Consider the following 26,161-nt stretch of genomic DNA (forward strand, 5'->3'; position numbering starts at 1 on the left):
GGCGCACGGGGACGGCGCCGCGGCACTGGTGGACTCGGGCGGGGCGGCGTCCGGGTCGAGGTCGGACGGCTCAGGCGAGGCCGCGGAGCATCAGGTTCCAGTAGAGGAACGGCAGTCCGTGGCGCTTGAGGTACCACATGTCGGCGCGCTCGCGGACGGTGTCGATCACCGGGATCGACGGGGTGGGCCGCCCGCTGTAGTCGAACTCGGCGAGCAGCATCCGGTTGCGGGCGGTGGTCAGCGGGCAGGACGAGTAGCCCTGGTAACCGGCCGTGGGTTCCCGGCCGTCGAGCACCGCGAGCAGGTTCTCCACCACCACGGGCGCCTGCTTGCGCACCGCGGCGCCGGTCTTGGAGTTCGGGGACGATCCGGCGTCGCCGAGGGCCCAGACGTTCGGGTACCGGACGTGCCGCATGGTGTGCTTGTCGATCTCGACGTAGCCGGCCGGGTCGTCGGCGCCGGCGAGCGGACTGCGCTTGATCCAGTCCGGGGCGCTCTGCGGCGGCACCAGGTGGGCCATGTCGTACGGCAGCGTCGTGGTGCCGCTGCCGTCCACCGCGGTGACGACCAACTCGCGGGCGTCGGGCCGCACTTCGGTGACCTCGCTGCCGTAGTGGACCTTGATGCCGTACCGGCGCACCACGCCGTCCAGCACCCGGGCGAACTCCGGCACGCCGAAGATGGCGGCGCCGGGGATCACCAGGTGGACGTCGATCTTGTCGAGGACGCCCTGCTCGCGCCAGTAGTCGGCGGCCAGGTAGGCGATCTTCTGCGGCGCGCCGCCGCACTTGATGGCGCCCGTCGGCATGCTGAACACCGCGCTGCCGGAACGGGTTTCGCGGATGAAGCGCCAGGTCGCGGGGGCGTGCTGGAACGAGTAGTTGCTGGACAGGCCGTTCTTGCCGAGCCCGGCCTCCAGGCCCGGTATGCGGTCCCAGTCCAGCTGAATGCCGGGGCAGACCACCAGTTGGTCGTACGAGACGGTGCCGCCGCCGTCCAGCGTCACCTCCTGCGCCTCGGGGTCGACGGCGAGCGCCGCACGGCGGATCCACCGGACGCCCTTCGGCATGACGGACGCCTGCGAGCGGACACTCTGCGCCAGCGGCGCCCGTCCACCGCCGACCAGCGTCCACAGCGGCTGGTAGTAGTGCCGCTCGCTCGGGTCGAGCACCGCGACGTCCCGTTCGCCCGCCCGGCGGAGCCGGGCCGCGACCGTGATCCCGGCGGTTCCGCCGCCGATGATGACGATCCGGTGATGCTGCGTGGCCATGAAGACCCCCCTCATCCGAATGTACGGACATTAAGTTAGGACCGCACCGCCCAAGCACGCAAGCCACCTGCGCCGATTCGACCCGACTTGTCCGTACATTTAAGTGTTGGGACCATCGAACCCTCCGGCACCCGCACGCGCAAGCCCCCCACGCCCACCGGCGATCGGCAGCACCGGGCACAGCAGCGCAGAGGCGCTGGTCACAGACATGGAGCCGTCCCGACGGCGCCCGCCGTCGCGGATCATCGGCGCGGCGCGACGCGGGACCACGGCGCTCACCGCGCGGCGTTCGATCGGCGCCGCCGTGCGCTCGACATCGACAACCGGACGTGAAGAGAGACTTGCCGCGGGATGGACACCGGCGGTCGGGAAATCACCTCGCGACGCGATCGGCGATGCCACTCGACCGATGAGGGAGTCCGCACGGGCGTCGGCCGGGGCGCGCTTGTCGCGCACGCGGGAGCGGATCGCGCGGGGCGGCCGAGTCGCGTTTCGGCAGCGACCGTTCGCAGTCGATCTGCAGCGAAAACAGTCCGGTGCGCGGGGGCGCCGTTTCCGGCCCCGCGAGGGGGGATTGCGCGGGTCTTTCCGGGGTTCCCGGCAGGCGGACGGCGTGATACTCGCCGGTATCAACGCCCTTGCCCGGCAGCAGGGTTGCCCCGCCCGCCGCAGGCGCGACCGACCGGTTTTCGGACGGGCGGTTCCGCCCGGGGTTTTTCGCCCACGCCGGCGCTGCTTCGCGGCGGCACGGCGGCGCGGCCGGAAGCGGCCCGGGGACAGCAGGACGTCGGCCCGGACCACGGGGGTGAGGTCCGGGCCGACGTCGGTCGGGATGCGAGGAGTTCGGCTACTTGGGCTCGGCCGTCATCGACTCGCCGTTGATGGTGATCTTGAGTTCGGGCAGCGGATCCTTGGCCGGTCCGTGCGTCACCGAACCGTCCTTGATGTCGAACTTGGCACCGTGGCACGGGCATTGGATCGTCCCGCTCTTCACCTTGGTCACCAGGCAGCCGTGGTGCGTGCAGACGGCGGTGAAGGCGCGGTACTCACCCTGCGTGGGCTGGGTGACGACGACCTTCTGGTCGGCGTAGATCTTGCCGCCGCCGACCGGCACGTCACTGGGCTTGCCGAGCGAGACCGGCGCCGTGGGCACGGCACCGGGGGTGTAGTGCGTGGTGGGCGCGCAGGACGTGGCGGTGACACCGACGATCGCGGTGACGCCCGTCGCGGTGGCGCCCTGCAGCACAGTGCGGCGGGAGGGAGACTTCGATTCCGAGGCGTTGTCAGTCACATGACCATGTTGGGAAAGGCGACTTGAGCGGCACTGGAGCCCCAGGCGACGCCGGTGCCGTCTCGCCGGACGAGCCCGACAGCGGTGGTCTGCAACGCCGGACGCACCCGGCGGGGCCGGCCGGCGCGCGGGCCCGCGCGCGGGGCGCGCCCACCAGGAGCCCCGCGGGCACTTCGAGCGCAGGACCGGCTCGGGGCCGCGCCGAAGAACCGGCGCACCGCCAGGACGAAATACGCCGCCACGCGCGCGGGCAGGAGGTGGTCCGGCTTCTCGCCGCCCCCGGTTTCGGCGATCGGTCGACCGTCCGGACCCGGCCGAAACACCCGGGTCGGCGCCCCGATCACACTCCGGTCCGACCACCGCTCACCGGCCGCCGACGCGCCCCGCCGGACCGCAACCAACCTGGTCATGCAGAGACTTGCAGATACTTGCAGACCCCCGTGACGGGATGATTCCATTGCGGGCAAAGGCTACGTGGCATATCCGTACGGGGGTTCACATGGAGCGTTCAAGTCGGCGTACAAGAGAATTCGGCGGAGAAATAAGAATTCTCCTCCTTGCCGAAGACTCACTGATTCGTGTCGGAATTACTGCACTTCTCCAAATGGCCGACGACCTGTCACTCGTCGCCGAAACGCAGGACGAGGAAATAGCGCACACCCTCGCCCTGGAACTGGCGCCGGACATCACGGTGCTCAGCGCCTCCGCGGAGACGCCGTTCCGAGGCGCGGTGGTCGAGCGGCTCTCCGCGGTCAGTCGGCTGGTCTACGTCGGCGCCTGCCAGCCCGACGTCGCCCACCAGGTGATCACCTGCGGGGCTGCCGCGGTCTTCGACCCACGCGGGCGGCCCCAGGCGCTGCCGGACATCATCCGGGTGGCCGCCGCGAACGACACGCTGATCATGCCGACCTGCGGTCCGCTGAAGATGACCCGGATCCCGACGGCGACGAGGGCTTCCGAGGAACGCGACCTGCCGCTGGCGCCGGACGCGCTGACCAACCGGGAGGCCGAGGTGCTGCTCCTGCTCGCGCAGGGCTACGCCAACCAGGAGATCGCCAACAAGCTCTCGGTCTCCTCGGCCACCATCCGCTCACACGTCCACCACCTGCTGACCAAGCTCAGCGTCCGCAGCCGGGCCCACGCGGTGGCGCTCGCCTACGAGTCCGGTCTGATCAGAGCGGTCGAACAGGGACTGCGGCAGACTGCCTGACGGATCGACGGGTCCGCACCGGGCAGCCCGCCGGGTCGGCGGGGCCCGCAGTGGGCGGCCCGCCGACCCGGCGCCCTGGTCAGGAGGGGTCGCCGGCGTCGAGGGCCCCGGCGACGGCGCCGAGGATCTCGACCACCGAGGCGTGCAGGAAGAAGTGGTCCCCGGGCAGCATCTCGAGCCGGGCCCTGGCACTGGTCTGGGTCCGCCAGCCGTGCAGCGCCTGGGGTCGCACGGACGGATCCGCGGTGCCCCCGAAGACGGTCATCGGCACCGTCAGCGGGGGCTCCGGACGGTAGTGGTAGGTCTCCAGCACCGAGAAGTCGGCCCGCAGAGTGGGCAGCATCAGCTCCATCAGCTCCCGGTTGTCCAGCAGCTCCGGCGGGGTGCCGCCGAGGAAGCGCAGCTCCTGCTTGACCTCCTCGTCGGTGGCCGTGTGGAGCACCGGACGGGTGCGCGGCGCGTCCGGCGCCGAGGCCCCGGAGACGAACAGGTGCTCCGGCTCGGCCGCGCCGCGCCGCCGCAGCTCCCGGCAGAGCTCGAACGCCAGCAGCGCGCCCATGCTGTGGCCGAAGAACGCGAACGGCTGGTCCAGCACCGGCTCCAGCTCGGTCGCCAGCAGGGCGACCAGCGGCCGCAGCCGGGAGACCGGACCCTCTGCCAGCCGGCGCCCGTGGCCCGGCAGCTCCACCGGGCAGACCTCGACCCGGTCGTCGGCCAGCGCGCCCCATCCCCGGTAGAGCGAGGCGGCTCCGCCCGCGTACGGCAGGCAGAGCAGCCGGACCCGGCCGGGCGGCAGCCGCCGCGGGGCGTCGGCGAGGGCCGCGGATCGGGCAGGGGCGGGGGCGGGGTACATCAATCACCTCCGGTCCGTCCCGGCGGGCGGACCCGCCGGGACGAATGGTAAAAGAATAGTAAACGAATCATCGATCGTGGATCAGTCCTGGCGAATTACCTCGACCAGCTCGGCCAGCCGCCGGTCCGGATCGACCGTCAATTCACTGAGCAGAACATGCCATTGGCGCATCATGGCCGCCATCGTCCGCGGGTCGACCACGTCCAGGCCGTACAGCCACATGCCGCGCAGCGACCCGTCGTCGAAGCGGCGGAGGATCAGCGCCAGGTCGACGGCCGACGCCTCCATGTCGATGATGACCTCCGGGAACACATAGTCGTCACCGATCCGGAGGTCCAGTGGAGCGGCGGTCAAACCGGTCAACTCCAGTGCGGGAACAGTGGCGTTGAGCAGGTTGAACGAGATCGCGAAGGGGTCGCGGCCGCGCTCGCGGATGCCCTCCTGGTGCCAGAGCGGCACCCCCTGGTTGGCGTAGGCGTCGAGGGTCTCCTCCCGGACCCGGCCGACAAGTTGGCGGAAAGTCAGCGATTTGGCCAGATCTGTTCGGACCAGCAGGTGGCTGACGAAGAATCCGATCATGTTCTCGGTCTCCGGCTGCTCCCGGCCGGCCACCGGGAACGAGACGGTGATGTCCTCCCGGCCGGCGTAGCCGGACAGCAGCAGCTGGAAGGCCGCCATCACCACCATGAAGAGGGTCGCGCCCTCCTCGCGGGCCAGTTCGGCCAGCGCCGTGCCCTCCGCGGCCGGCACGGCGAACCCGCGGGTGGCGCCGGTGGCCGGTTCCAGGAGCTGGTGCTCCGGGGCCCGGAAGACCGGTGACGGGGGCAGGGCCGCCAGCCGCCGCTCCCAGTGCCCGGACCGCTCGCGCAGCGCCCCGGCCGCCCGGCGGCGCTGCTGCCAGTCGGCGAAGTCCGGGTACTGAACCGGCAGTTCGGGCAGCGCGGGCGGCTCGGCGCCGTCCAGCCGGGCCGCGTACTGGGCGCGCAGCTCCTGGAACAGCACGCCGTACGACCAGTTGTCGGTGACCAGGTGGTGCATCACCAGGGCCAGCACGTGCTCGTCGGGGCGCAGCGCGATCAACGCGCCGCGCACCAGCGGCTCGTCGGCCACCCGGAACGAGCCGAGCTCCTGCTCGGTGAGCAGCCGCCGCAGCTCCTTCTCGCGGGTCTCGTCGTCCAGGTCGGTCAGGTCGACGACGTCCAGCGGCCAGCTGCCGATCTCGTCCACCAGCTGGCACGGCACGCCGTCGACGCTGCCGATCCGGGTGCGCAGCGCCTCGTGGCGCTGGGCGATGGCGTCCAGGCTGTCGCGCAGCGCCGCCGGGTCCAGAGTGCCGCGCAGCACCAGGGCGGTGAGCACGTTGTGGAAGTGGTGCTCGACCGGCACCGGGTGGTAGCTGACCAGGTCCTCCTGGGAGAAGGAGAGCGGGATGCCCGCGGTGCGGTCGGCGAGCGGGATCCGCTCCCGCTCCGCGTCGTCCCGGTGCTCGTCGAGCCAGCCCGCCTGGCCGGCCACCGTGGGCCGGTCGAAGAGCGTCCGGATCGGCACCGGAACCCCGTGCTCGGCGCCGAGCCGGGCGGCCAGCTGGGTGGCCAGCAGGGAGTGCCCGCCGAGGTCGAAGAAGTCGTCGTGCACCCCCACCTCGGGCACGCCCAGCACCGCCGACCAGGCGGCGGCGACCGTGCGCTCCAGAGCGGTGCGGGGGGCGATCCGCTCGGCCCAGGCCGCCGCGCCGGCCTCGGGGGCGGGCAGGGCCGCCCGGTCCACCTTGCCGTTGGGGGTCAGCGGCAGCGCGGTCAGCAGCACGCAGGCGGCCGGGACCAGGTGGCCGGGCAGCTGCCCGGCCAGGTGGCCGCGCAGGGCCGCCGGGTCCGGGGCGGTGCCGGCGACGGGCACCACGTACCCGACCAGCTGCTGCACGCCGGGCCGGTCCTCGCGGACCACCACCACGGCCTGTGCGATCTCCGGGTGGGCCAGCAGCGCCGAGGCGATCTCGCCGGGCTCGATCCGGAAGCCGCGCAGCTTCACCTGGTCGTCGATCCGGCCGAGGAAGTCCAGCTGCCCGTCGGGCAGCCGGCGCACCAGGTCGCCGGTGCGGTACAGCCGCTCCCCGTCGGGGCCGTCGACGAAGCGCTCGGCGGTCAGCTCCGGGCGGCCCAGGTAGCCGAGGGCCACGCCGCTGCCGCCCACCAGGAGCTCGCCCGGCACGCCGACCGGCACCGGCCGGCGGCGCTCGTCCAGCACGTGGGCGCGGGCGTTGACGATCGGACGGCCGATCGGGGGCCTGGCCGCGCCGCCGGTGAGCGGGTCGCTCATGGTGGCGCAGACGGTGGTCTCGGTCGGGCCGTAGGCGTTGATCATCCGGCGGCCGGCCGACCAGGCGGCGACCGTCTCCGGCGGGCAGGCCTCGCCGGCCGTGACCAGCGTGGTGACGGTCGGCAGGCTCGCCGGGTCGAGCACGGCCAGCACGCTCGGCGGCAGCGTGACATGGCTGACCCGGTGGTCGGCGCAGGTGCGCACCAGCGGGTCGCCGGGCAGCATCCGGTCGGCGGGCGCCACCACCAGCGCGGCCCCGGAGAGCAGCGTGACCAGCGTCTCCGCCACCGCGGCGTCGAAGCTCGGCGAGGCGAACTGCAGCATCCGGCTGTCCGGGGCGACCGCGAACCGCTCGCGCTGCCCGGCGACCAGGCTGCCGATGCCGGTGTGCGGCACCAGCACGCCCTTGGGACGCCCGGTGGAACCGGAGGTGTAGATCACGTACGCCGGGTGCTGCGCGGTCGGCCGCTCGGCGCCCGGGGCGCCCGGGTCCGCCGCGGCCAGCTGCGCCACGGTCGCGGGCGCGTCCAGCAGCAGGCACGGAACCGGGCCGTCGGGCAGGTCGTCGGCGTCCGCGCCGAGGGTCACCAGCAGCGCCGGGGCGGCGTCCCGCAGCATGTAGTCGATCCGCTCGACCGGGTAGCCCGGGTCGACGGGAAGGTAGGCCGCGCCGGTCTTGGCGACCGCCAGCAGCGCGGTCACCAGCCGGGTGGAGCGGCGCAGCGACACCGCGACGATCCGGCCGGGGCCGGCGCCGCGGGCGAGCAGCAGCCGGGCCAGTCGGTTGGCCTCGGCGTCCAGCTCCCGGTAGGTCAGCTCGCCGGGCTGCTCCGGGTCGGCGGAGACGACGGCGACGGCGTCGGGGGTACGGGCCGCCTGGGCCTCGAACAGCTCCGCCAGGGTGCCCTGCGGCACCGGGCGGGCGGTGTCGTTCCAACCGGGCAGGGCGCGGCGCTCCGCGGCGGTGAGCACCTCCACGTCGTCGACCGGGGCGTCCGGGTCGGCGAGGACGGCCCGCAGCACCAGGCCCAGCCGCTCGGCGAGCGCCTCGACCGTGCCCCGGTCGAAGATGTCGGTGTTGAACTCCACCACACCGTCCACGCCGGCGGGGGAACCGTCGGCGGCCGGGCGGCGCTCGGTGAGCGCGAAGTGGAGGTCCACCCGGGTGGAGTCGGTGTCCACGGTGAGGCGCTGCACCGCCACGCCCGGCATCGTGGCGTCCGCGTCGGGGGTGTTCTGCCAGGCCAGCGCGGTCTGGCAGAGCGGGTGGTGGGCCAGCGAGCGGGACGGCTTGAGCAGGTCCACCAGGTACTCGAACGGGATGTCCTGGTGGGCCAGGGCGTCCAGGCTGCGCTCGCGCACCTGGGCCAGCAGCTCGCGGAAGCTCGGGCGGCCGCCCAGATCGGTGCGGAGCACCAGGGTGTTGACGAAGAAGCCGATCAGCTCGGCGGCCGCCTCGTCGAGGCGCCCGGCCACCGCGATGCCGAGCGGGATGTCGGTGCCGGCGCCCATCCGGTGCAGCAGCGTGGCCAGCGCCGCGTGCACCACCATGAAGGCGCTGGACCCGTTCTCCCGTGCCACCCGGGCGACTTCGGCGTGCAGGTCGGCGTCCCAGGAGAACTCCAGCGTGCTGCCGCGGCGGGACGTGCGGGTCGGGTGGGGGCGGTCGGTGGGCAGGGCGATCCGCTCCGGCAGACCGTCCAGGGCCCGGCTCCAGTAGGCGCACTGCTGGGCCAGCAGGCTCTCCGGGTCCTCGGCGTCGCCCAGCAGCCGGCGCTGCCACAGCGCGAAGTCGGCGTACTGGACGGGCAGCGGGCTCCACTGCGGGGCGGCGCCGTCGCAGCGGGCGGTGTAGGCGTTCGCGAGGTCGCGGCCGAGCAGGGCCAGCGACCAGCCGTCGGCGGCGATGTGATGGATCGTCAGCACCAGCACCCGGTCGCGCTCGCCGAGGACCAGCAGTTCCGCGCGGAGCGGCCGTTCGGTGGTGAGCTCGAAGGCGTGCCGGGCGGCCCGGGACATCGCCGCGGGCAGCGCCTCCTCGGTCAGCTCGGTGATGTGCAGCTCGGGCGCCGCCTCGGCGGCGGGCAGCACCAACTGGCGGGGCACGCCGTCGGTGTCGGGGAAGACGGTGCGCAGCGCCTCGTGCCGGGCCACCAGGTCGCCCAGCGCCGCGTGCAGCGCCTGCGGGTGCAGTTCGCCGCGCAGGCGCAGCACCACCGGGATGTTGTAGGTGGGCGACGGGCCCTCCAGGCGGTGCAGGAACCAGAGCCGCTGCTGGGCGAAGGAGAGCGGCAGCACCTCGGGGCGGTCGGCGGGCAGCAGCGCCGGGCGGACCGGGCCCGCGGCGGCGCGCAGCCGCTCGGCCAGCTTGGCCGGGGTGGGCGCCTGGAAGAGCGCGCGGACCGGCAGTTCGACCTCGAAGGCGGAGCGGATCTGCGACATCAGCCGGGTGGCCAGCAGCGAGTGGCCGCCGAGCTCGAAGAAGCTGTCGTCGATGCCGACCTCGGCGGCCTCCTCGTCGCGGTCCAGCACCCGGGCGAAGAGCCGGCACAGCAGCTCCTCGTCCGGGTTGCGCGGGGCGGCGTACGGGGCCCGCAGCTCGCCGCGGCCGCCCTCGGGGGCGGGCAGCGCCCGGCGGTCGATCTTGCCGTTCGGGGTCAGCGGCAGGGCGTCCAGGACGAGGAAGGCGGACGGCAGCATGTAGTCCGGCAGGGTGCCGGCCAGCGCCGCGCGCAGCTCGCGGGCCAGGGTCGGCCCGTCCGGGGCCGAGTCCGCGTCCTCCAGGACCAGGTAGGCGACCAGGCGCTGGTCGCCGGGGGTGTCCTCGCGGACCAGCGCCACGGCCTGGGCGACGACCGGCTGCTCGGCCAGCACCGACTCGATCTCGCCGAGTTCGATCCGGTAGCCGCGCAGCTTGACCTGGTGGTCGAGCCGGCCGAGGAAGTCGATCCGGCCGTCGGGGCGGCGGCGCACCAGGTCGCCGGTGCGGTACAGGCGCTCGCCCTCGGCGCTGTCGGCGAACTTCTCGGCGGTCAGCTCCGGGCGGCCCAGGTAGCCGCGGGCCAGGCCGTCGCCGCCGATGCACAACTCGCCGGGCACGCCCACCGGGACGGGGCCGCCGGCCGCGTCCAGCACCTGGAGCGTGGTGTTGGCGATCGGCTCGCCGATCGAGATCGGGCCGCCGTCGACGTGGGAGACCGAGGACCAGATGGTGGTCTCGGTGGGGCCGTACATGTTCCACACGGTGGCGCCGGTGGCCAGCAGCCGGGCGGCCAGCTCGGCGGGCAGCGCCTCGCCGCCGACCAGGGCGGTCAGGCCGGGCCCGGCGGTCCATCCGGCGTCCAGCAGCATCCGCCAGGTCGCCGGGGTCGCCTGCATCACGGTGGCGCCGCAGTCGGCCAGTTCGGCGGCCAGCCGGCCGCCGTCGGCCGCGCTCTCGCGGCGGGCCAGCACCACCCGGGCGCCGGTGACCAGCGGCAGCAGCAGCTCCAGCATGGCGATGTCGAAGGCGGCGGTGGTCACCGCGAGCAGCACGTCGTCGGCGGCCAGGCCCGGGCGCTCGCCCATCGAGTGGAGGAAGTTGCCGAGCGCCCGGTGCGGGATCTGCACGCCCTTGGGGCGGCCGGTGGAGCCGGAGGTGTAGATGACGTAGGCCAGGTCGTCCGGGTCGGTCCCGACGCCGGGGTCGTGCGCGGCCCCGGTGGTGAGCTCGGCGGTGAGCTCGTCCAGGCAGAGCACCTCGGCGCCGGTCTCCGGGCCGCGGTCGCCGAACAGCTCGTCGTGGACGCTCCGCTGGGTGAGCAGCACCCGCAGGCCGGAGTCCTCCAGGGTGTACGCGATCCGGTCGGCGGGGAAGCCCGGGTCCAGCGGCACGTAGGCGCCGCCCGCCTTGAGCACCGCGAGCATCGCCACCAGCAGCTCCGGCGAGCGCTCCAGGCAGATCCCGACCAGCACGTCGCGGCCCACGCCGAGGCCGATCAGGCGGTGCGCCAGCCGGTTGGCCCGCTCGTTCAGTTCGCGGTAGCTCAGCGGGGCGCCGTCGGACTCCAGGCGGAGCGCCTCGCGGTCCGGGGTGCGGGCGGCCAGGTCCTCGAACCGCCGGTGCGCGGCGAGCGGCAGCGGCCAGTCGCGCGCGGTGTCGTTCCAGCGCTCGCGCAGCTGCCGGCTCTCGTCGTCGGACAGCATCGGCAGCCGGCCGACCGGGCGGTCCGGCTCCGCCAGCAGCGTCCCGACCAGCCGCTCCAGGTGGCGGGCGAAGCCGTCCACGGTCTGCGGCTCGAACAGGTCGCGGTTGTACTCCAGGCTGCCGCCCAGCCCGTCGGGCCGCTCGAAGACCTCCAGCACCAGGTCGAAGCGGGAGGTGGCGCTCTCCACCTCCATCGTCTCCATCCGCAGGCCGACGCCGTCGAACCGGGGCAGCTCGATGTTCTGGTAGATGAAGGAGACCTGGAAGACGGGCGAGCGGGAGAGGTCGCGCTCCGGCTGGAGCTCCTCCACCAGCCGTTCGAACGGCAGCTCCTGGTGGGCGAAGGCGCCGAGCGCCGTCTCCCGCACCCGGGCGACCAGTTCGCGGAAGGTCGGCGCCCCGGAGAGGTCGGTGCGCAGCGCCAGCATGTTGACGAACAGGCCGATCAGCGGCTCGACCTCGCGCCGGCCGCGGTTGGCGACCGGCACGCCGACGACGATGTCGTCCTCCCGGCTGTACCGGTGCAGCAGCACCAGGTAGGCCGCGAGCATGGTCATGAACGGGGTGGCGCCCTCGCCGCGGCTGAACTCCCGCATGGCGTCGGCGGTTTCGGCCGACAGCCGGAACGGGCGGGAGCCGCCCCGGCTGCCCAGCACCGCCGGGCGCGGGCGGTCGGTGGGCAGTTCGAGCATCGGCGGCGCGCCGTGCAGGGTGGTGCGCCAGTACTCCAGCTGCGGGCCGAGGGCGTCCCCGGCCAGCCGGTCGCGCTGCCAGAGCGCGTAGTCCGGGTACTGGATCTTCAGCGGCGGCAGGCCGGCGTCCTCGCCGGTGCTGAACTCGCGGTAGAACGCCACCAGTTCGCGGAACGCCACCGAGGTGGACCAGAGGTCGCCGGCGATGTGGTGCATGGTGAGGAGCAGCACGTGCTCCTCGGCGGCGAGGCGCAGCAGGGTGATCCGCAGCAGCGGGCCGTGCCGCAGGTCGAACGGGCGGGCGAACTCGGCGCGGGCCAGCTCCTTGATGCCCTCCTCGCCGTCCGGCCCGTGCAGGTGCTCGCAGGCGACGACGGTGAACTCCGGCTCGCCGGACTCCGCGATCACCTGCACCGGCTCGCCGTCCACCTCCTCGAAGACGGTGCGCAGCGCCTCGTGCCGCTGCACCAGCGCCACGCAACTGCGCCGCCAGGCCTCGGTGTCGAGGGCGCCGTGGACGCGCAGCGCGCCCGGGATGTTGTACGCCGCGCTGCCCGGGGCGAGCTGCTCCATGAACCAGAGGCGCTTCTGGGCGAAGGACGCCGGCACCCGCTTGGGGCCGGCCTTGCGGCGCAGCTTCCGGGCGAGCAGCGCGCGCTTCTGCTCCGCCGTGAGCCGGCTCAGGTCGACGTTGTCGGTCATGCCAGGTTCTCCAGGTCGTCGGTCTCGGCGGCGAGCATCTCGGCGAGCATCGCTTCCACTTGTTCGTCGGACAGTTCGTCCAGGTCGGCCGACTCGTCGTCGGAGCGGGCCGTGATGGCGTCCTCGGGGTCCTCCTCGGACCCGCCGGCGGCCAGCAGGGCGACGGTGTGCGCCACGGTGGGGTCCTCGAAGAAGCCGCGCAGGTCGAGCGGGACGCCCAGCCGGCTGCGGATCTTGGTGCCGATCTGCACGGCGGCCAGCGAGTGCCCGCCGAGGGCGAAGAAGTCGTCGGCGGTGCCCACCTGTTCGACGCCCAGCACCTCCTGCCAGATCTCCGCGACGGCGCGTTCCTCGTCGGTCGCCGGCTCCTGGTAGGGGGTCGACAGGTCGGGGCGCGGGTGGCGGCCGAGCGCCGGGGCGGCCTGGTCGTCCCCGCCGGCCAGCAGGGCCGGGGTGATGCTCCGGGCCACGGCCCGCATCTGCGCCAACTCGCGGTGGGAGAGCACCAGTTGGGCCGGGGCCTCGGGGTTGGCCAGCACCCGGGCGAGCGCCTCCTGGCCGTCCTGCTCGGTGATGCCCTCGGCCAGCAGCCGCAGCGCCTCGGGGAGTTGCGGCGCGGCCGGGGCGGGGGCGGTGCCGGCGGCCACGGCCTCGGCGACCTGGTCGCGCATGCCGTCCAGGTCGTTGATCCGCTTGAGGGTGAAGTCGGTGATCCGGACCAGCACCCGGCCGTCCTCGGCCAGCATGTCGATGTCGCAGGTCAGGCTCTCGCCGCCGTCGGGCGAGCCCTTGAGCGCGACGTCGCAGGTGATCTCGGCGGTGAGCGGGGCCAGCGCCTTCAGCGAGCGGTAGGTGAACGGCAGGTAGTAGCCCTTGTCCGGCATCTGGATCCGGGCCGACACGCCGGCCACGTCCAGCAGCGCCGGGTGCAGCAGGTAGGCGTCCAGGTCGCCGGCGTGCTCCTCGGGCAGCCGGAGCGAGACCAGCAGCCGCTCCGGGGTGACCCGGGCGCCGCGCAGGCAGTGCCAGCGCGGGCCGAGGGTGAACTCGATGCCGTTGCCCTGCACCAGCAGGTCGAGCTTGAAGAGCCGCTTCAGCTCGTCCTCGTCGTCGACCGGCGCCACCTCGGCGAACTCGGCGCGCAGCGCGGCCAGGTCGCGAACCGGCGGCGCCTCGTCGAGGGCGACGGCGGTGCCCATGGCGTGGATCGGCCCGGTGGCGGGGTGGTTGCTGCGCACGGTGAACCGCAGCTCCTCGCCGTCCGCGGCGAGCGCCGTCCACAGCGAGCGGGACTGGCCGTCCGGCACGATCACCGGCTGGGCGAAGAGCACGTCGCGCAGCTCCACGCCGGCCGCCCCGGTCAGGTCGGCGACGGCCGCCCGGACCAGCTCCAGGTAGGCGGTGCCCGGCACCAGGCCGTGGCCCATGATCCGGTGGTCGGCGATGATCCAGCTGTCGGCGGTGCTGATCGCGCCGGTGTAGCCGCGGCTGTTCCCGTCGCCGCCGGGCAGCCGGCGCAGCAGCGGGTGCGCGGTCGGGGTGCCGGGGGCGGCGGCCGACTCGTCGAGTCCGGCCGCCATGCCGACGCCGCGCCAGGTGTCCCAGGCCACCGCCGTCACCGGGGCGCCGGAGCGGCGCCGCCACTGCGCGTAGGCGTCCAGGAAGGCGTTGGCCGCCGCGTAGTCGCTCTGGCCGGGGCCGCCGAGCAGGCCGGTCAGCGAGGAGCAGAGCAGCAGGAAGTCCAGGTCGTCGTCCGCGCACACCCGGTCGAGCACCAGGGTGCCGAGGGTCTTGGCGGCCAGGACGGCGGCGGCGTCCTCGGGCGTCTTGCCCATCAGCAGGCCGCGGGACGGCAGGCCGGCCGCGTGCACCACACCGTGCACCGCCCCGGCGCGGGCCCGCAGCAGGGCCACCGCCTCGGCGGTCCGCGCGGCGTCGGTGACGTCCGCGCGCAGCGGCAGCACCTCGGCGCCCAGCTCGGTCAGCCGGTGCAGCGCCGGGTCGTCGGCGGCCAGCGGCGACCGGCCGAGCAGGCCGAGCACCGGTCGCCGCACGGTGCGGGCGATCTGCTCGGCGATCGCCAGGCCGACGCCGCCGAACCCGCCGGTGATCAGGTAGCCGCCGCCGTCGCGCAGACCGCCGGGGCCGGCTTCGGGAGCGGGCAGCTCGACGGCGTCGAAGGTGCGGCTCCACCAGTGCCGGCCGCGCAGCGCCAGCTGCGGCTCCTGGCGGGCGGCGGCGTCCAGCAGGCCGGCCGCGACCGCGGCGGGTTCGCCCGCGCCGACGTCCAGCAGCCGGCACTCGACCCCGGTGACCTCCTGCGGGATGACGGTGCACGGGCCGAGCAGCAGGGCGCCCTCCGGGTGCAGCGGCTCGTCGCCGGTGACCTCGAAGACGCCGCTCGCCAGCACGTCGAGCAGCACCGGGCGGGCGGGGGCCGCGTCCAGCAGGCCCTGGGCCAGGGTGGCCAGGGTGTCGAAGCCGGTCCGCTGTGCGGCGGCCAGCCGGTCGGCGTCGAGTCCGTCCCCGGCGGCGGGGTCGGTGAGCGCGCCCAGGTGGACCAGCCGGATCGAGGCGGCCTCGCCGGTGGTGTCCAGCGAGCGGATCAGGGTGGCGCAGGCGTCCCGGTCCAGGCCGTCGGCCCGGCCGATCCGCCGCACCGTGGCGCCCCGGGCCTCCAGCTGCCGGGCCAGTTCGGCGCCGAGCGGCTGCTCGGTGCCGAGCACCGCCCAGACCGCGTCGCGGGCGTCGCCGGTGCGGGGGCCGGCGGGCAGGCGGCGCCAGCCGGGGGTGGTGAACCAGTCGTCGAGCGGCAGGGCCGCGCTCCGCGGCTTCGGCGCGGTGCGCGGGCCCGCCTCGATCCAGTACCGCCGGCGCTGGAAGGCGTAGCCGGGCAGCGCGGTCAGCGCGCCGCCGCCGCACACCGCCGCGCGGTCCACCGGGGCGCCCGCGCTCCACAGCGCGCCCAGGCCGGCCAGCAGGTGGGTGCGGTCGTCGGTGCTGTCCTTGGGGTGCGGCAGCGAGTCGACCGCGGTCCGCTCCGGGCTCCAGGAGTCGTGCTGCTGGGCGAAGTTGGTGAGCGAGCGGCCGGGGCCGACCTCCAGCAGGAGCAGCTCCGGGTCGTCGAGCAGCAGGCCCAGCACGTCGCGGAACCGGACCGCGCCGCGCAGGTGCTCACCCCAGTAGGCGGGGCTGGTGGCCTGCTCGTCGGTGATCCACTGTCCGGTGAGGCCGGAGCAGAACGGGATCCGCGGCGCCCGCAGTTCGACGCCGCGCACCACGTCGGTGAACGGCTGCACGGCGGCGTCCATGCTCGCCGAGTGGAAGGCGTGCGAGGTGTGCAGCCGGCGGCAGGCCGTGCCGTCGGCCACCAGCCGCTTGCGCAGCCGCTCCACCGCCTCGGCCGGACCGGCCGCCACGCACAGCGCGGTGGAGTTGACGGCGGCCAGGTCGAGCTCGGGCAACTCGTCCAGCAGCGGCGCGAGTTCGGCCTCGGGCAGGAAGACGGCGAGCATCTCGCCGGCCGGCATCGACTGCACCAGCCGGCCGCGGGCGGCGACCAGCCGGACCGCGTCGGGCAGCGAGAACACGCCGGCCAGGCAGGCCGCGACGTACTCGCCGATGCTGTGGCCGGCCATCGCCCGCGGGTGCACGCCCTGGGACATCCAGAACTTGGCGAGCGCGTACTCGACGAGGAACAGCACCGGCTGGGTGATCTCGGTGCGGGCCAGCGCGGCGGCGGCCTGCTGCGGGTCGGCGTCGGGGCCGGGGAACAGCAGGGTGCGCGGGTCGGCGCCCAGCTCGGCGGTGAACAGCTCGGCGCAGGCGTCGAGTTCGGCCGCGAAGGCGGGCTCCTCGCGGTACAGGCCGTGGGCCATCGCGACGTACTGGGCGCCCTGGCCGGGGAACAGGAAGGCGACCGGGGCGTCCTCGGCGGCGGTCGTGCCGGTGAGCCGGCGCAGCGCGGCGACGGCCGCCGAGCGGCCCTCCGGGCCGGCCGGGGCGGCCACGGCCGCCCGGTGCTCGAAGCCGCGCCGGCGGGCCAGCGTGTGGGCCGCGTCGCGAAGCGGCAGCTCCGGGTCGGCGTCCAGCCGTTCGGCGAGCCGCTCGGCGTTGGCGGCGAGCGCCTCGGGGGTGCGGCCGGAGAGCGTCAGCAGTTCGGCGCGCCCGGCCGTCACGGGAGCGGCGGCGCGCGGCTCGGCCGCCTCCTGGAGCACCACGTGCACGTTGGTGCCGCCGATGCCGAAGGCGCTCACCCCGGCCCGGCGCGGGTGCTCGGCGCCCGGCCAGTCCCGCAGCTCGGTGGGGACGTAGAACGGACTGGTCTCCAGCTTCAGGCCCGGGTTGGGCTCGCTGAAGTTGACGATCGGCGGGATCGCCCGGTGACGCAGCGCCAGCACCGCCTTGATGAACGCGGTGACGCCGGCGGCCGCGTCCAGGTGGCCGACGTTGCCCTTCACCGCGCCGAGCGCGCAGTAGCCGGTCTCGTCGGTGGCCTCGGGGTGCAGCTGGTACGCCTGGGTCAGCGCGGCGACCTCGATCGGGTCGCCGAGCGCGGTGCCGGTGCCGTGCGCCTCGACGTAGCCGATGGTGCGCGGCGCGACCCCGGCGACGGCCAGTGCCTCGGCGATCACCTCGGCCTGCCCGTCGACGCTGGGCGCGGTGTAACCGGCCTTCAGCGCACCGTCGTTGTTGATCGCGCTGCCCAGCACCACGGCCTGGACGGCGTCCTGTGCGTCACGGGCGTCGGCCAGCCGGCGCAGCACCACCACGCCGGCGCCGTTGCCCGCCACCGTGCCGCCGGCCGCCGCGTCGAACGGCCGGCAGTGGCCGTCGGCGGAGAGGATGCCGCCCTGCTCGTACAGGTGGCCGCCGGCCGGCGGGCTGCTCACCGAGACGCCGCCGGCCAGGGCGATGTCGCACTCCCCCGACAGCAGGCTCTGGCAGGCCAGGTGAACGGCCGTCAGCGAGGTCGAGCAGGCGGTCTGCACGGTGATGCCGGGGCCGCGCAGGCCCAGCTTGTAGGAGACCCGGGTGGCCAGGAAGTCCTTGTCGGAGGCGAGCAGGGTGCGATAGATGCCGCTCTCCTCCAGCGCCTCCGGGTCGCCCGGCAGGTTGCGCAGCAGGTAGGAGTTGAGGCTGGCGCCGGCGAAGACGCCGATCCGGCCGTCGAAGGTGCGCGGGTCGCAGCCGGCCGCCTCCAGCGCCTCGAAGGCGCACTCCAGGAAGACCCGCTGCTGCGGGTCGAGCAGCTCCGCCTCGCGGGGGCTGAAGCCGAAGAAGCCGGCGTCGAAGCGGTCGGCGTCGGCCAGCACCCCCTTGGCCTTGACGTAGTCGGGGTGCCGCAGCAGCTCCGGGTCGACGCCGGAGGCCAGCAGCTCCTCGTCGGTGAGCGCGGAGACGGTCTCCCGGCCCGCGGCGAGCTGCTGCCACAGCGACTCGACGTCGGGGGCGCCGGGGAACCGTCCGGCCATGCCGATGACGGCGACGTGCTCGTCCTGCTCGTCGTGCGTGAAGTCGGTCTCGTACACGTCCATCACCTGTCACTTGCGTCAGTTGCGGGGGTGCTGCGGCCGCGGCGCACGGCGGCGCGCCTGCGGCGGTTCGCGGCGCGGTCCCGGGCCGCGTTCAGCAGGGCGTCGTCCTGTCGGCCGGACCGCTCCAGGTGGCCGGCCAGCGAGCCGACGGTGGGGTGCTGGAACAGCTCCACCATGGACAGCTCGTGGCCCAGCCGGGCGGCCAGTCGGGCGCGCAGTTCGACCATCAGCAGCGAGTGGCCGCCGAGCTCGAAGAAGTTGTCGTCCCGGCCGACCCGCCGGGCGCCGAGCAGCTCGCGCCACAGCTCGGCCAGACTCTCCTCCAGTCCGGCCCCGGGAGCGGTGTAGCTGCTCGCCAACTCCGGTCGGTCGGCGGGCGGTTCGGGCAGCGCCTTGCGGTCGGTCTTGCCGCTGCTGGTCAGCGGGAAGGCGTCCAGCACCATGAAGGCGGACGGCACCATGTACTCGGGCAGCCGCTCCTTGAGGAAGGGGATCAGCTCGCCGGTCGCCGGGGCGTCGCCCTCGGCGGTCAGGTGCGCGACCAGCCGGACGTCCCCGGCCGGCTGCTGACGGGCCGTCACCACGGCCTCGCGGACCCGCGGGTGGCCGGTCAGCGCGGACTCGATCTCGCCGAGCTCGATCCGCAGCCCGCGCAGCTTGACCTGGTGGTCGAGCCGGCCCAGGTACTCGATGGCGCCGTCGGAGCGGAACCGGGCCAGGTCGCCGGTCCGGTAGAGCCGGGCGCCCGGCGCGGGGTCGAACGGGTCGGCGACGAACCGCTCCGCGGTGCGCTCCGGGTCGCCGAGGTAGCCGCGGGACAGGTTGGCGCCCGCGATGTGCAGTTCCCCGGCGACGCCCGGCGGGACCGGCCGCAGCGCCCGGTCCAGCACGTACATCCGGGTGTTGGCGATCGGCCGGCCGATCGGCACCGCCCGCGGGTCGTCGTCCCGGCGGCAGGCCCAGGCGGTGACGTCCACGGCGGCCTCGGTCGGCCCGTACAGGTTGTGCAGTTCGGCCCCGGAGCGGGCGAAGAACCGGTCCTGCAGGCTGCGCGGCAGCGCCTCGCCGCTGCACACCACCCGGCGCAGCGCGGTGCACTCCTCGACGCCCGGCTCCTGGACGAACGCCTGCAGCATGGACGGCACGAAGTGCGCCGTGGTGACGGACTCCTCGCGCAGGGTCCGCACCAGGTACGCCGGGTCGCGGTGCCCGTCCGGGCGGGCCACCACCAGGGTGGCGCCGGCCATCAGCGGCCAGAAGAACTCCCAGACCGAGACGTCGAAGGAGAACGGCGTCTTCTGCAGCACCCGGTCGGTGCCGTCCAGCCGGTAGGCGTCCTGCATCCACAGCAGGCGGTTGCGGATCCCGGCGTGCACGTTGACCACGCCCTTGGGGCGGCCGGTGGAGCCGGAGGTGAAGATGACGTAGGCGGCGTGCTCGCCGGACAGCTCGACGTTCGGGTCGGTGTCGGCGCCGCCGGCGGCGTGCTCCTCGACCAACAGGACGGTCGCGGAGCCGGTGTCCGGCAGCCGGTCGCGGACGTGGCGCTGGGTGAGCAGCACCGGCGCCGGGGCGTCCTCCAGCATGCCGGCCAGCCGCTGGGCGGGCAGGCCCGGGTCCAGCGCGACGTAGGCGCCGCCCGCCTTGAGCACCGCCAGCAGCGCGACCACCAGCTCGACCGAGCGTTCCATGGCCACCCCGACCAGCGAGTCGGGGCCGGTGCCGAGCCGGATCAGGGTGTGGGCCAGCCGGTTGGCGCGCCGGTTGAGCTCGGCGTAACTCAGACTCTCGCCCTCGAAGCGGAGCGCCTCGGCGTCCGGGGTGCGGTGCGCCTGCTGCTGGAAGACCTCGTGGATCCAGCCGGCGCCCGGCCACTCGCGGGCGGCGCCCTCGCCCGCCGCCAGCGCCTGCCGGCGCTCGTCGGCGTCCAGCAGCTCCAGCTCGGCCACCGGGGTGTCGGGGGCGGCGACCACCAGTTCGGCCAGCCGCCGGAAGTGCCCGGCCATCCGGGCCATGGTGTCCGGCTCGAAGAGGTCGCGGTCGTACTCGAACCAGCCGCTCAGCGCGCCGTCCCGGGTGAACGACTGGAACTCCAGGTCGAACCGGGCGCCCTGGGCGGGCAGTTCCAGGCGCTCCAGCCGCAGCCCGCCGATCGGGCGGGCCGCCACCGGGTCGTCCTGGTAGGAGAAGCAGCTCTGGAAGATCGGCGGGCGGCTGAGGTCGCGCTCCGGGCGCAGCTCCTCCACCAGCCGCTCGAACGGCACGTCCTGGTGCGCGTACAGCCCGAGGCAGGCCTCCCGCACCCGGCCCAGCACGGTGGCGAACGACGGGTCGCCGTCCAGGCCGACCCGCACCGGCAGGGTGTTGACGAAGAAGCCGATCAGCGGCTCCAGTTCGGCCCGCTCCCGGCCGGCCGTGGGCACTCCCACGACCACGTCCTGCTGGCCGCTCCAGCGGTGCAGCAGCACGTGGAAGAGCGCCAGCAGCACCATGTAGGCGGTGGCGCCGTTCGCCCGGCCGAGCGCGGCGAGTTCGGCCATCAGCGGCTGCTCCAGCTCCACCGGGCAGGAGGCGCCGTTGAAGCCCTGCACCGACGGGCGCGGCCGGTCGGTGGGCAGCGTCAACTGCGCCGGGGCGCCCGCCAGGTGCTCGCGCCAGTAGGCCAGGTGCGCGGCCTGGTCGGCAGTCTCGGCCTGCTTCTGCTGCCAGGCCGCGAAGTCGCCGTACTGGATCGGCAGGCCCGGCAGCGGGGACGGCCGGCCGGCCCCGAACGCCTCGTAGAGGGTGCCCAGTTCGGTGATCAGCAGGCCCATCGACCAGCCGTCCGAGACCAGGTGGTGCATGGCCACGGCCAGCACCTGGTCCTGCGGGCCCAGGTGCAGCAGCCGCAGCCGCAGCAGCGGGCCGGCGGCCAGGTCGAACGGGCCGGCGACGGCCGCGGCGATCGCGGCCTCCAGCGGCTGCCCGTCGGCGGCGGGCGACTCGGCGAAGTCCAGCGGCAGTTCGGGGCGGACGACCTGCACCGGGCGGCCGTCGCGCAGCTCGAAGACGGTGCGCAGCGACTCGTGCCGGCGCACCACCTCGGCCGCCGCCTTCCGCAGCACCGCGGTGTCCAGGGCGCCGCGCAGCCGCACCGCGCCCAGGATGGTGTAGGCCGGGTTGCTCGGGCGCAGCTGCTCGAAGAACCAGATGCCCTGCTGCGTCACGGAGAGCGGGAAGACGGTGCCCGCCTCGGCCTGCTCCTTCAGCAGCCGCTCGTACTTGGCCCGCTGCTCGGGCGGCAGCGCCGCCAACTTGCGTTCCAGCGCGGCGAGTTTGGTGTCCAGGGTGTCGGTCATCGGGACTCTCCTCGGCCCGGCGCCTCGACGGGGAGCTCGGGCAGGCTGTCGATCTCGGCGAGCAACTGGTCGGCCAGGTCCTCCAGTCGGGCGGCGCGGCCGATCGCCGGGGCGGCGGGGGCCGGCTCCTCGTCGGCCGACACCTCGGCGACCAGGCGCTCCGCCAGCGAGCGCACGGTGGCGCCCTTGAGGAAGTCGGAGATCGGCACGTTGACGCCGAGCGCCTGGTCGATGGCGTTGCGCAGTTCCACGGCCATCAGCGAGTCGAGGCCGAGGCTGATCAGCGGGGCCTGCGGCTCCAGCGCCTCGGGGCTTGCGCCGAGCACCGCGGCCACCGCGGTCAGCAGCTGCGCGGCCAGCGCGCCGGAGCGCTCCGGCGCGGGCAGCGCGGCCAGCTCCTCGCGGCCGGGCAGCACCGGGCCGCCGCGGCGGGCGGGCCGGGAGCCCGTCGAGCCGTCGCCGGCGCCGACCAGCTCGGTCAGCAGGTGCGAGCCGGAGAGCGCCCGGTAGCCGCGGCCCCACTCGTCCCAGTCCACCGGGACGACGGCCAGCTGGGCGGCGTCGCGGCCGAGCAGCCGGTGCAGCACCCGCAGCGCCTGGGCCGGGCGCAGGGTGCCCATGCCGCGGCTCACGCCCGGGGTCTCCTCGGCCTTCCGGGCCGCCATGCCGGTGTTCTCCCAGATGCCCCAGTCGATCGTCAGGGCGGGTCGGCCGGCGGCCCGGCGGAGCTCGGCGAGCGCGCCGAGGAAGGCGTTCGCGGCGGCGTAGGCGGCCACGTACGGGGAGCTGAGCACCGCGCTGGTCGAGGAGCAGAGCACGAAGAAGTCCAACTCCCGCTCGGCGAAGGCCTGGTGCAGCACCCAGGCGCCGAGCGCCTTGGGGCGCAGCTGGCGGTCCAGCTCGGCGGCGTCCAGCTCGGCCAGCGGCACCATCGCGCCGATGCCGGCGGCGTGCAGCACGCCGCGGATCGGCGGGCGGCCCTCGCGCTCCTCCTGGGTCAGGAAGGCCTGCACGGCCGCCTCGTCGGCGATGTCCAGCGAGACCAGCCGGACGCCCGCGCCGAGCGCCTCCAGCTCGCGCACCGCGGCCGCCCGGTCGGCGAACGGGTGGTCGGCCGGCAGCTCGGACCACTCGGCGCGCGGTGGCACGGCGGAGCGGCCGACCAGCACCAGGTGCCGGGCGCCGGCCCGGGCCAGCGAGCGCGCGGTGGCCAGGCCGACGCCGCCCAGACCACCGGTGATCAGGTAGGAGGCGTCCCGGCGCCAGCGGACCGGGCGGGCCGGGCCGGACTCGACCGGCTCCCGGACCAGGCGGGCCGCGTGCCGCACCCCGTCGCGCAGCGCGACCTGGTCCTCGCCGTCGGCGTCGCGGCGGGTGACGGCGTCCAGCAGCTGCTCGGCGCCGTCGGTCGGCTGCTGCCGCGGGTCGAGGTCGACCAGGCCGCCCCAGACGGCGGTCTGCTCGGCCTGGAGCGAGCGGCCCAGGCCCCACAGGGCGGCGGCCGGCGGGACGGGGCCGGTCGGCTCGCCGCCGACCCGGACGCCGCCGCGGGTGACCAGCCAGAGGCGGGCGGCCCGGCCGTCCAGCGCCTGCGCGGTGCGGACGGCGTCCAGCACGCCGGTCCACCGGCCGTCGGCCGGGTCCTGCGCGTCGAGGCCGGCCAGCTGGACCACCTCGACGCGTCCGCCCTGCGGCACCGTCAGCTCGTCCAGCAGCCGGGCCAGGTCGGCCGGCCGGTCGGCGCGGACCTCGGCGCTGCCGGACCCGGCGACGTGCCGGTAGTCGGCGCCGGAGCGGACCAGCACGCACGGCTCGCCGCGCCGGGCGGCGGCTTCGGCGAGCTGCTCGCCGAAGCCGGAGCCGTCGGCCAGCAGCACCCAGCCGCGGGCCCCGGCGGCCGGGGCGTCGGCGGGGGCGTCGGCGACGGGTCGCCAGGCCAGCCGGTACAGCAGGCTGTCGTCGTCGGCCTCGTCCTGCTCGGCGGCCGGCTCCTCGGCGCCTTCCAGGGCGTCGGCGTCCGCCGCGTCCGCGGGGCGGCGCTCCCGCCAGCACGGCGTGGGCTCGAACGGGTAGCCGGGCAGCGCCACCCGGGCGCGCCGGTAGTCGCGGTCGAAGCCCTGCCAGTCCAGGTCGGTGCCGCGGGTGTACAGCTCGGCGACGGCGGCCAGCAGCACCTCCCAGTCGTCGTGCTTGGGTCGCAGGCTCGGCAGCAGCAGGGTGTCGTCGCCGGCCGGCAGGCTGTCGCTGATCAGGCCGAGCAGGGTCGGCGCCGGGCCCATCTCGATGAAGGTGCGGTAGCCGAGCTTGCGCAGGGTGCCGACGCCGGCGGCGAAGCGCACCGCGCGGCGGGCGTGCCGCACCCAGTACTCGGCGTCCGGGGCCTCCGCCCAGTCCCACAGCTCCCCGGTGACGTTGGAGATCAGCGGGATCTGCGGCGGCTGGAAGTCGACCCGCAGCGCGGCCTGCCGCAGCGGCTCCAGGATCGGCTCCATCAGCGGGGAGTGCGAGGCGGTGGTGATGTGCAGCCGCTTGGCCTGCACGCCGAGCGCGGTGAAGTGCGCGCAGACCAGGTCGACCAGCTCGGCGTCGCCGGAGATCGTGGTGTTGGCGGGGCCGTTGACGGCGCCGACGGCGATCCGGTCGGGGTCGTCGGCGATCTCCATCAGCGCCTCGGCGACCTCCATCTCGGAGGCGAAGACGGTGGCCATCGCGCCGGTGCCGGACAGCGACTCCATCCGCTTGGAGCGCTCGACGGCCAGCATCAGGCCGTCCTCCAGGCTCATCACGCCGGCCACGCAGGCGGCGACGTACTCACCGAGGCTGTGCCCGAGCACCGCGCCCGGCTCCACGCCCCACGAGCGCCACATCTCGGACATGGCGAACTCGACGGCGAACAGCGCGGGTTGGGCGTAGCCGGTGCGCTGGATCAGCTCGCGGTCCTGCTCCTCGGGGTAGAGGTAGGAGAGCAGCGGGCGGTCCAGCAGCGGGCGCAGGATCTCGTCGCAGCGGTCGATCGCCCTGCGGAAGGTCGGCTGCTGCTGGTAGAGCGCCCGGGCCATCCCGGGGCGCTGCGGGCCCTGGCCGGTGAACAGGAAGACCACCTCGGAGGGCTCGGTCGCACCGGTCGCCGGCAGCCCCTCCTGCACCAGCTCGGCCAGCCGGTCGGCGGCCTGGGCGCGGTCGGCGCCGACCACGGCGAGCCGGTGGCGGAAGTGCGAGCGGCCGGTGGCGGCCGAGTGGCACAGGTCGGCCAGCGGCGTGGCGTCGGGCGCGGTGAGCCGCTCCCGGTAGCGCTCGGCCAGGCGCAGCAGCGCGGCGTCGCTCTTGGCGGACAGCGGCAGCACGGACAGCGGGCGGTCCGCCCCGTCCTGCCCGGCCTCCGGGGTCTCCGGACGGACCGGGGCCTGCTCGACGATCAGGTGCGCGTTGGTGCCGCTGAAGCCGAAGGCGCTGATGCCCGCGGTCCGGGGGCCGCCGGTGGCGGGCCAGGCGGTGCGGCCGGTGGGCACCTGGAAGGTGGTGCCGTCGAACGAGACGTTCGGGTTGAGCTTCTTGAAGTGGACGGTGCCGGGGATCTCGTCGTTGCGCAGCGACAGGATCACCTTGATCAGGCCCGCGATGCCGGCCGCCGCCTCCGGGTGGCCGATGTTGGTCTTGCACGAGCCCAGGTAGACCGGGTTGCCCTCGGGGCGGCCGTAGACGTCGGCCAGCGCCTCCACCTCGATCGGGTCGCCGAGCAGGGTGCCGGTGCCGTGCGCCTCGATCAGCGAGACCTGCTCCGGCCGGACGCCCGCGGCGGCCAGCGCGGCCCGCACCACGTCGCGCTGGGCGGAGCCGTTGGGGGCGGTGAGGCCGGCGCTGCGCCCGTCCTGGTTGACGGCGCCGCCGCGGATCACGGCCAGCACGGTGTCGCCGTCGCGCTCGGCGTCGGACAGCCGCTTGAGCACCACCACGCCGCAACCCTCGCTGCGGACGTAGCCGTTGGCGTCGGCGTCGAAGGCCTTGCAGCGGCCGTCCGGCGAGACCATCCGGCCGAACTGGGTGAACGAGACGCTGGGCAGCGGCGACAGCACCGCGTTGACGCCGCCGCTGAGGGCGGTGTCGCACTCGCGGTTGCGCAGGCTCTGGCAGGCCTGGTGGACGGCGACCAGCGAGGAGGAGCAGGCGGTGTCCACCGCGACGCTCGGGCCGCGCAGGTCGAGCACGTAGGAGAGCCGGCCGGTGAGCACGCTGTGCGCCGAGCCGGTGCTGGCGTAGGCGCTGAAGTCCAGCGGGCCGCGCAGGTGTTCGGTGGCGAAGTCCCAGCTGGAGACGCCCATGAAGACGCCGGTCCGGGTGCCCGCCAGCGCGCTGGGCGCGATGCCCGCGTTCTCCAGCGCCTCCCAGGTCACCTCCAGGCTCATCCGCTGCTGCGGGTCCATGAGCAGGGCCTCGCGGCGGGAGATGCCGAAGAAGTCGTGGTCGAAGCGGTCGACCTGGTCGAGGAAGCCGCCCCAGCGGGTGGCCATCCTGCCCGGGCGCGGCTCGCCCTCGTGGTGGAAGGCGTCGGCGTCCCAGCGGTCCGCGGGGATCTCGCTGATCGCGTCGATGCCCTGCCGGAGGATCTCCCAGTAGCTGTCCGCGTCCACCGCGCCGCCGGGGAGGCGCAGGCCCAGGCCGACCACGGCGATGGGTTCGGTGCGGGCGCCGGAGAGCTCGTCGATGCGGCGCTGCATCTTCTCCATGGTCAGATAGGCGCGCTTGAGGGTGTCGTTCGTCGCGGTCAT

At 74.7% G+C, this 26,161-nt stretch carries 8 protein-coding genes; 1 reads left to right on the forward strand and 7 read right to left on the reverse strand.

The window, feature by feature from the left end; all coding sequences use genetic code 11:
- Positions 1 to 70: 70 nt before the first annotated feature.
- Entirely contained in the window at positions 71 to 1,270 is a 1,200-nt protein-coding gene (locus tag ACI1MP_RS09020) for an FAD-dependent oxidoreductase (RefSeq protein ID WP_380342117.1), read from the reverse strand.
- Positions 1,271 to 2,117: 847 nt separating this feature from the next.
- The gene (locus ACI1MP_RS09025) at positions 2,118 to 2,561 is read right to left on the reverse strand and encodes a Rieske (2Fe-2S) protein (RefSeq protein ID WP_043910501.1); all 444 of its coding nucleotides are present in this window, start codon (positions 2,559 to 2,561) and stop codon (positions 2,118 to 2,120) included.
- A 604-nt stretch (positions 2,562 to 3,165) separates the two neighbouring features.
- Between ACI1MP_RS09025 and ACI1MP_RS09030 the strand changes: the two genes are divergently transcribed.
- Positions 3,166 to 3,771, forward strand: coding sequence for a response regulator transcription factor (locus ACI1MP_RS09030; protein ID WP_157815533.1), 606 nt, complete (start codon positions 3,166 to 3,168; stop codon positions 3,769 to 3,771).
- Positions 3,772 to 3,850: 79 nt separating this feature from the next.
- Here the strand turns inward: ACI1MP_RS09030 and ACI1MP_RS09035 are convergent, their stop codons facing one another.
- The 5 genes from ACI1MP_RS09035 to ACI1MP_RS09055 form a co-directional block, all read right to left on the reverse strand.
- Positions 3,851 to 4,624: a thioesterase II family protein gene (locus ACI1MP_RS09035; RefSeq protein ID WP_380342120.1), complete on the reverse strand. Its 774-nt coding sequence runs from the start codon at positions 4,622 to 4,624 to the stop codon at positions 3,851 to 3,853.
- A gap of 81 nt (positions 4,625 to 4,705) precedes the next feature.
- On the reverse strand, positions 4,706 to 12,520 hold the full coding sequence (locus ACI1MP_RS09040) for an amino acid adenylation domain-containing protein (protein WP_404868281.1): 7,815 nt from the start codon (positions 12,518 to 12,520) through the stop codon (positions 4,706 to 4,708).
- A complete protein-coding gene (locus ACI1MP_RS09045; RefSeq protein WP_404868282.1) occupies positions 12,517 to 18,051 on the reverse strand; it encodes an SDR family NAD(P)-dependent oxidoreductase in 5,535 nt (1,844 codons plus the stop codon). The genes ACI1MP_RS09040 and ACI1MP_RS09045 overlap by 4 nt, the downstream gene beginning before the upstream one ends.
- Before the next feature lie 5 nt (positions 18,052 to 18,056).
- Positions 18,057 to 21,395 carry an amino acid adenylation domain-containing protein gene (locus ACI1MP_RS09050; protein ID WP_380342127.1) on the reverse strand — a complete coding sequence of 1,113 codons (3,339 nt, stop codon included), beginning with the start codon at positions 21,393 to 21,395 and terminating at the stop codon, positions 18,057 to 18,059.
- Positions 21,392 to 26,161, reverse strand: a complete 4,770-nt coding sequence (locus ACI1MP_RS09055; RefSeq protein WP_404868283.1) for a type I polyketide synthase — start codon at positions 26,159 to 26,161, stop codon at positions 21,392 to 21,394. Before ACI1MP_RS09055 ends, ACI1MP_RS09050 begins: the two co-directional genes overlap by 4 nt.

It is taken from the genome of Kitasatospora griseola (assembly GCF_044999035.1).
GTDB classification, from domain to species: domain Bacteria; phylum Actinomycetota; class Actinomycetes; order Streptomycetales; family Streptomycetaceae; genus Kitasatospora; species Kitasatospora griseola.

Bases quoted from the DNA above. Each gene is read 5' to 3' on its own strand.
- ACI1MP_RS09020 (WP_380342117.1), bottom strand. From the start codon at position 1,270: ATGGCCACGCAGCATCACCGGATCGTCATCATCGGCGGCGGAACCGCC.
- ACI1MP_RS09030 (WP_157815533.1), top strand. From the start codon at position 3,166: ATGGCCGACGACCTGTCACTCGTCGCCGAAACGCAGGACGAGGAAATA.
- ACI1MP_RS09035 (WP_380342120.1), bottom strand. From the start codon at position 4,624: ATGTACCCCGCCCCCGCCCCTGCCCGATCCGCGGCCCTCGCCGACGCC.
- ACI1MP_RS09040 (WP_404868281.1), bottom strand. From the start codon at position 12,520: ATGACCGACAACGTCGACCTGAGCCGGCTCACGGCGGAGCAGAAGCGC.
- ACI1MP_RS09050 (WP_380342127.1), bottom strand. From the start codon at position 21,395: ATGACCGACACCCTGGACACCAAACTCGCCGCGCTGGAACGCAAGTTG.
- ACI1MP_RS09055 (WP_404868283.1), bottom strand. From the start codon at position 26,161: ATGACCGCGACGAACGACACCCTCAAGCGCGCCTATCTGACCATGGAG.